Origin of the sequence: Nonomuraea sp. MG754425 (genome assembly GCF_021699195.1) — a bacterium.
Lineage (GTDB): Bacteria > Actinomycetota > Actinomycetes > Streptosporangiales > Streptosporangiaceae > Nonomuraea.
This window is the reverse complement of sequence record NZ_SSXE01000350.1, coordinates 1-4612: the sequence shown is the minus strand read 5'-3', so window position 1 is coordinate 4612 and position 4612 is coordinate 1. Positions and strand designations below refer to the sequence as shown.

Annotated in this window: 4 protein-coding genes and 1 pseudogene; 3 read left to right on the top strand and 2 right to left on the bottom strand. The window is 72.4% G+C overall.

Annotated elements, in window-relative coordinates; all coding sequences use genetic code 11:
* Positions 1-711 (top strand): MFS transporter (locus tag FAF44_RS52140; protein ID WP_237110938.1); only part of this gene is annotated, 711 nt, incomplete at its 5' end.
* Here FAF44_RS52140 and FAF44_RS52135 read toward each other — a convergent pair.
* Complete coding sequence (locus FAF44_RS52135; RefSeq protein ID WP_237110937.1) at positions 704-1456, bottom strand: IclR family transcriptional regulator; 753 nt, start codon at positions 1454-1456, stop codon at positions 704-706. The two genes, FAF44_RS52140 and FAF44_RS52135, sit on opposite strands and share 8 nt — an antisense overlap.
* A 328-nt stretch (positions 1457-1784) precedes the next feature.
* On the opposite strand from FAF44_RS52135, the gene FAF44_RS52130 reads away from it, so the two are divergent.
* Both FAF44_RS52130 and FAF44_RS52125 read left to right on the top strand, forming a co-directional pair.
* Positions 1785-2762, top strand: a complete 978-nt coding sequence (locus FAF44_RS52130; protein WP_237110936.1) for a LacI family DNA-binding transcriptional regulator — start codon at positions 1785-1787, stop codon at positions 2760-2762.
* 248 nt (positions 2763-3010) lie between these two features.
* Positions 3011-3253: a hypothetical protein gene (locus FAF44_RS52125; protein ID WP_237110935.1), complete on the top strand. Its 243-nt coding sequence runs from the start codon at positions 3011-3013 to the stop codon at positions 3251-3253.
* Positions 3254-3415: 162 nt separating this feature from the next.
* Here FAF44_RS52125 and FAF44_RS52120 read toward each other — a convergent pair.
* Positions 3416-4612, bottom strand: a pseudogene (locus tag FAF44_RS52120) (hypothetical protein); the annotation flags it as partial.

Genomic DNA, 4612 nt, shown 5'->3' with positions numbered 1-4612 from the left:
CCAGCCGACTCCCCGCCGTGCGCGCCCGCCCCCTCCGGCGATGGGCAGCCGGAGCCCGCCGCACCCGACTGGGGTGGCGAGCGGCCGGGCCCTGCCGCGCCGGCGTTCTCGGTGCGGGCCGCCGTCCGGGAGGGGCTGCTGCTGGTGCGGCGGGCTCCGGTCACGCGGGGGCTGCTGGCCGCCAACGGCGTGTACCTGCTCGCCAACGCCGCCCTCACCGCCCTGCTCATCCCCTTCGGCATCGCCACGTTCGGCGGCAGCACCGAGGTGGGCTACCTGCTGTCCGCGCTGGGTCTCGGCTTCCTCATCGGGGCGCCCGTCAGCCGCCGGCTGGTGGACCGCTTCGCGCCGCGGCCGGTCGTCGCCACGGCCCAGGCGCTCGTGGGGGCCGCCTTCCTGCTGCTGTTCAACAGCGCGTCGCTGCCCGTCGCGCTGGCCGCCGCCGTGCTGCTGGGGCTGCCGGGCGTGACGGTGCTGGTCGCCGTGCAGACGCACGTGCAGCGGGCCACCCCCGGCGCGATCCTCGGCCGCGTCACGGCGGTGTTCCTCACCGTGGAGGCCGCCGCGAGCATGGTCGGCGCCTTCGCGGGCCCGGCGCTGAGCGAGGCGTCCGGCCTGCCGGTGGCGCTCAACGCCGCGTGCGCGGTGGCGTTGCTGTCGGCCCCGGTCACGCTCTTCCTCACGCCCGCCGGGGCCGGGCGGCTCAGGTGAGGGGGTGGTCGAAGCCGCGCTCCGACATGCGCCGGGCCACCTCGATCAGGTCCGCGGTGAACTCCTCGACGCGCTCGCCGGTGAAGCGCACGGTCGGGCCGCTCAGCGTGAGCGCGGCGACGGTCGCCTTCGAGCCAGCGGTGACGGGCACGGCCACCGCGGACAGGCCCGGCTCGCGCTCGCCGTGGCTGACCGCGTAGCCGTCGCGCTCGGCCTGCGCGGCCCATCCGCGCAGCGTCGCCGCGTGCTCCACCCCGTACGGCGAGGAGCGCGCGACCCGTTCGAGCAGCCGCTCCGGCGCGTCCTTGAGCAGCACCTTCGACGACGCGCCCGCCCACAGCGGGAGTTCGTCGCCCACCCGCACCACGTGCCGCAGCGGCTGCGAGCTCTCCTGTTGCGCGATGCAGACGCGGTGCACGTCGCGCAGCACGTAGAGGTTGACGGTCTCCCGCTGCCGCGCACCCAGCTCCCGCATGAGCGCGACGGTCTCCGGCGGCAGTTCCCACGCGTTGCGGGCCAGGTGCGCCCACCGCCACAGGGCCGGGCCCGCCGTGTAGCCCTTCGGTGTGGCCCACAGCAGCCCCATGTGCTCCAGCGTCTGCAACATGCGCAGGGCCGTGGTCTTGGCCAGCCCGGTCTCGTCCACCACCTCGCGGATCGTCAGCGTGCGCCGGTCCTCGGTGAGCAGCGACAGGATGTCGAAAGCCCGCTGGACGCTCCGCACGCCGCCGGCGTCTTCAGCCATGTTCGAAGGCACGGGATCCTCACTCGTCGGTCGGGAAGTGAATCTGCCGCTCACCCTCTCATGCGCCGTGGTTCCCGCCGGGCTGTGGCCGCTGCGCGCCGACGGCTACCGGACGCGGTGAGCAATCGATTTCCGATGGTCTACCCGCGTGGCCGGACCCGCGTCAAGACCAGATCTGTCTGAGCATTTACCCCGTTAGTTAGCGCTATTTCGGGAGTTTTCGTAGCGTGCGATGGCGATCATGGCTGAAACGCGCTTCCCGCGCCGGGTCGTCCTCCGCGACGAGGACGGGCCAGGCGGGGTCCGTCGGCGGTGGAAAGCTGGTGCGATGCCCACGATCTACGACGTCGCCCGCGAGGCGGGGGTCTCGGCGGCCACCGTCTCGCGCGTGCTCAACGGCCGGCTGACCGTCGATCCCGAACGGGTCGCCCGCGTGCTGACGGCGGTGCGCGCGCTGGGCTACCGGCCCAACGCGGTGGCCCGCAACCTGCGGCGCAGCCGTACGACACTGTGGGCCGTGATCATCTCCGACATCGGCAACCCGTTCTTCACCGCCACCGTGCGCGGCATCGAGGACGTCGCCCAGCAGGCCGGCTACTCCGTCGTGCTGTGCAACAGCGACGAGAACCCGGCCAAGGAGGAGACGTACGTCGCGGCGGCGCTGAGCGAGCAGATGGCGGGGATCATCATCGCCTCCTCGGGCAGCACCAAGGCCGCCAGGACGCTGCTCGGCTCCCCCGTCCCGGTCGTCGCCATCGACCGCGAGCTGCCGCGCGGGGCCGTGGACACCGTCGTGGTGGACAACGAGGCGGCGGCCCGCGCCGCCACCCGCCACCTCCTCGACGCCGGCTACTCGCGGATCGCCTGCGTCACGGGGCCCGAGGGCGTCAGCACCGCCGACCTGCGGCTGCGCGGCTACACCTCCGCCCTGGCGGGGGCCGAGCCGGTGGTCGTGCGCACGGACTTCCGCGAGCAGGGCGGCTACGACGCCATGGCCGGGCTGCTGTCGAGCGCCGCGCGTCCCGACGCGGTCTTCGTGGCCAACAACCTGATGACGGTGGGGGCGCTGCGATGCCTGGCCGATCGGGGGGTGGAGGTGCCCGGGGAGCTGGGGCTGGTCGGGTTCGACGAGACCCCCTGGGCGGACCTCGTCCGGCCGTCGCTCACGACGGTGGCGCAGCCGACGTACGAGCTGGGGCGCATGGCGGCGCGCCTGCTCGTGGACCGCATCGCCGCACCCAGCGCGCACCCGGCCAAGGTGGTGCTGCCCGCCGAGCTCCGTCCCCGCAGGAGCAGCGCCCGCTGACGGCCGCCTCCGGCTCGGAAACTCTGAGGGAAAGCGCCTTTCCGCGACTGGCCGCGAGCCCCGGGGCGGACGCCTCAGGACCTGGCGAGCGCCTTAGACGACCGGAACCAGGTTGCGGGTTCGACAGCCCTCGATTCCAGGCATGACAGCGCACAGTAACTACACGTCACGTTCTGTAGTCATCGCGAGCGGCAAGACCCACACACGGAAAACATTGGTCCCCTCCGCTCACAGAAGGGCACATCCCCATGCGCAGTTCGACTCGCATCGCCACCATCACCCTCGCCGGCGCGCTCGCGCTCGCCGCCCTCGCCGCGCCCGCCGCCGCGGTCGTCCCCGGCGGGATCGACGGCGTCGTCAACGCGCTCAACGGAAACAGCGCTCTGAACGGAAACAAGGTCCCGATCTGCCTGTCCGGCGTCGACGCGGCCGGCGTGGGCGTGAAGGTGCCGGTGGGCTCCCCGCAGACGGCCGGCTGCACGCAACACTGACGCCGGCCTGAGGGCGGGTCTCCCCCAGGGCCCGCCCGAGTCCCGCGGCGCGGCGTCCGCACCGGTGTCCCGTCCGACCTCCGGCCGGACACCAACGGACACCACCGGACACCGCGCCGCGGCCCGTCCGCCCCTCCGCGCGACAGAGGGGCGGACCGGACGTCAGAGCCCGTAACGGCTCTTCAGATGCCGCCACCAGTCGCGGAACATCCACGCGTCGAACTCCGTGATCGACGACGCGCTGCCCGCCTTCATCAGGAAGCAGCACACGCCGGTCGGCGTCCAGTCGTAGAAGTCGTCCAGGCCGAACGAGTGGCCCATCTCATGCAGCAGGATGTGCACGTTGTCGGTGTTGAGGTTGGACATGTAGTACTCGCTGCCGATCCGCTGCCCCCAGTCACCGCCCGCGCCGCCGCCGAAGCCGGCGGTCAGCCACAACGACATGTCGTAGTGGTGCGACGCGCCGCCCGGACAGTTGGGGTAGTTGCCGCTCTGGTTGAAGAACCGGCCGCACGGCTCGGCGCACTGGGGCGCGTTCTCGCGGATGTCGTTGACGTAGACGTCCACGGAGTTGTCGCTCCACTGGAGCTGGGCGCGGTCACGTACCGCCCAGCCCACCACCTTGACCGGCACGCTGCTGTACGGCCAGCCGTTGTGGCCGACCATGAGGTCCATCCACTTCTTGAACTGGCGGGCCAGGGTGGCGTGGATCTGGTCGCGCTGGGCGGCGGTCACCGTGGCGGTGGTGTCCCAGCGCACGCAGTAGTTGATCGAGCCGCCGTTGGCCATGACCTGGTCCCAGCCGTAGTTGCGGAAGCCGTACAGGTTCGGGTAGGTGCTCTCCTGGTGCTGCCAGACCTCGTTCAGCGGGGTGACCAGGCCGGACGGCGGGGTCCAGCCGGTGCCGCCGCCCGGTGAGCCGGCCGTCCACGCCTTGATCTCCAGCAGCCCGACCGAGCCCTGACCGCTCTCCAGCACGACCCGCAGCCGCGTGGTGCCCACGGCCGAGGAGAAGGTGACCTTGTTGTAGGCGTTGACGGCGGTCGGGTACGTGCCGGGAATGTCGGCGTACGCGCTGCCGGTCCAGCGTTGCAGCTTCCACGAGGCCGGGACGCGCACGCCGCCGCCATCGTCGAAGAAGTACACCTCGGCGGAGCTGAGCTGCTGGGTGGCGCCCCAGGTGAGCTCGGCCCACTGCGAGCCGGTGTTGGGCCAGGTGCCCCAGCGGCGGTTGACGGTGTCGTTCGAGCTCGGGGGGTCGATGCCGTCGTTGAGCGCCGCGACGCTCTCCCACGGGGAGGTGTACGAGGCCGTCGGCGTGGCGCTCGCGGCCACGTTCGTGTCGGCCAGGGCCGGGCG